Raw genomic sequence first — 1,929 nt, 5'->3', positions numbered from 1 at the left:
CTCCAGGTAGAGGGGGTAGTCGTTGGCCGTGACGACCTCGGCGTCGACGCCGGCCTTGACGAGCTGGCTCTTGATGTTCTCCTGGGCCGACAGCCAGTCGGAGAAGCCGGAGGGCGCGTGCATGGAGACCTTCCACGCCGAGCCGTCGGCCAGCGTCCACTTGCCGTCCTTCTTGGTGAGGCCGGCCTCCTTGAACTCGGCCTCGGCCTTGGCCACGTCGGGCGCGTACGGCTCCAGCTTGGGCAGCTCGTCGGGGATCCACGCCTGCGCGGCCTTCTGGTGGATGCCGCTGGTGGTGACCGCCGCCGTGCCGCCCTCGGGCGAGGCGACCTTGGTGACCTCCTCGCGGTTGATCAGGTAGGCCAGGCCGCGCCGCACGTGCACGTTGTCGTACGGCTTCTTGGACTGGTTGAAGGCCATGCTCACCGCGACCGGCGAGTAGCCCTTGATGACCTCGTTGCCGGCGGCCGCCTTGATCCGGTTCATCACGTCGGACGGGGCGGCGGTGAAGCCGGCGTGGTCGAGCTTGCCCGCGGTGAGGTAGTTCCAGATCTGCTCGTTGCCGGTGTAGTTGAGGAACTTCACCTGCGCCGGCGCCACGTTCGCGGCGTTGTAGAAGTACTTGTTCTTGACCAGCAGAGCCTCGGACGGGTTCACCCGCTCCAGCACGAACGGGCCGGCCGAGGTGTCCTTCGGCGGGGCGAAGGTGAGCACCTTCTCGCCCAGGCCGGTGATGGTCTCGCGGGCCTTGTCGGCCTCGGCGCCCTCGCCCCTGGAGGCCTTGAGCTGGTCCCAGAAGTCCGCGGGGAGCACGCTGCTCCACACGTGGGAGGGCAGGACGAACGTGTCGAGCACGCCGCGGGCGAACTTGGGGCTCGGGTTCGCCATGTCCTGGGTGATCTTGAGGGTGTGGTCGTCGACCACGGTCACGTCAGCCGCCGCGCCCGCGGCGCCCGGCGTGATGGAGAACGCCGTGCTGCCCTGGGTGTAGGCGATGCCGATGGACATCTTGACGTCCTCGGCGGTGACCGGCTTGCCGTCGGACCACTTGGCGTCCGGCTGGAGCTTGAGGGTGATCGCCGAGTTGTCCGGCGCGATCTCCCAGCTCGCCGCGATGCCGGGGAGGGCCTGGTTGGGGTCGGTCAGGTGGTTCTTGACCCAGCCCAGCTTCATCGCCGTGTAGCCGGGGAAGGAGTTGCCCTTCGGGTTGTACGGGTTGGCCGGGGCCGTGGCCTCCAGGCCGGGCCTGTTGACGTCGATCGTGGTGAAGAGCCCGCCACCACCACCGCTCGAGCCGCCGGACTTGTTGTTAGTACCACCGCTGCACGCCGCTGTGGCGGTGGCGAGGCCCAGCAACGCCACTACCGCTGCCAGTCGCTTCATCTGCCGCTCCGGGGGATGTCGGACCTGTTGAGGATCTGTAGGGAATTGACCGGACCCTACGGTCGCCAGCAGGCAGCGTCAATAATCTCCAGATGTTGTGAGTGTAATGTAACTTTCCTTCATAGAGGTCCACCGTGGCGCCAATCTCCATCGTGCGACGGAGCGGGGCTTCAGTCCACGACCAGCACGGCGGCGCCGCTGACGCGGTCGGCGGCCAGATCCGCCAGCGCCCGGCCGGCCTCCTCCAGCGGGTAGAGCGTGGTCGCCACGCGCGGCGGATGGGCCAGCGCCAGCTCCAGATAGGCCCGGCCGTCGGCCCTGGTGTTGGCGGTCACGCTGCGCAGCGTGCGTTCCTGGAACAGGTGCCGCTCGTAGTTCAGCGCGGGCACGTCGGTCAGGTGGATGCCGGCGATCGCCAGCGTCCCGCCGCGGTCGAGCGCCTCCAGCGCGGGTGGCACCAGGTCGCCGACCGGCGCGAACAGGATCGCCGCGTCCAGCGGCTCGGGCGGCCGGTCGCCCGCCGAGGCCGCGCCCAGCTCCAGCGCC

General features: G+C 69.1%; 1 protein-coding gene and 1 pseudogene. Both read right to left on the bottom strand.

Annotated features, from left to right (window positions below; genetic code table 11):
- Positions 1–1,383, bottom strand: a 1,383-nt coding sequence (locus ACWCSD_RS52085; protein WP_449927258.1) for an ABC transporter substrate-binding protein, incomplete at its 3' end; no start/stop codon positions are given.
- Between the two features lie 170 nt (positions 1,384–1,553).
- Positions 1,554–1,929, bottom strand: a pseudogene (locus ACWCSD_RS52080) (zinc-binding alcohol dehydrogenase family protein); the annotation flags it as partial.

This window comes from Nonomuraea sp. NPDC001684, from assembly GCF_053596515.1.
Note: the sequence above shows the minus strand (reverse complement) of the source record. Positions and strands in the feature narration are given on the sequence as shown.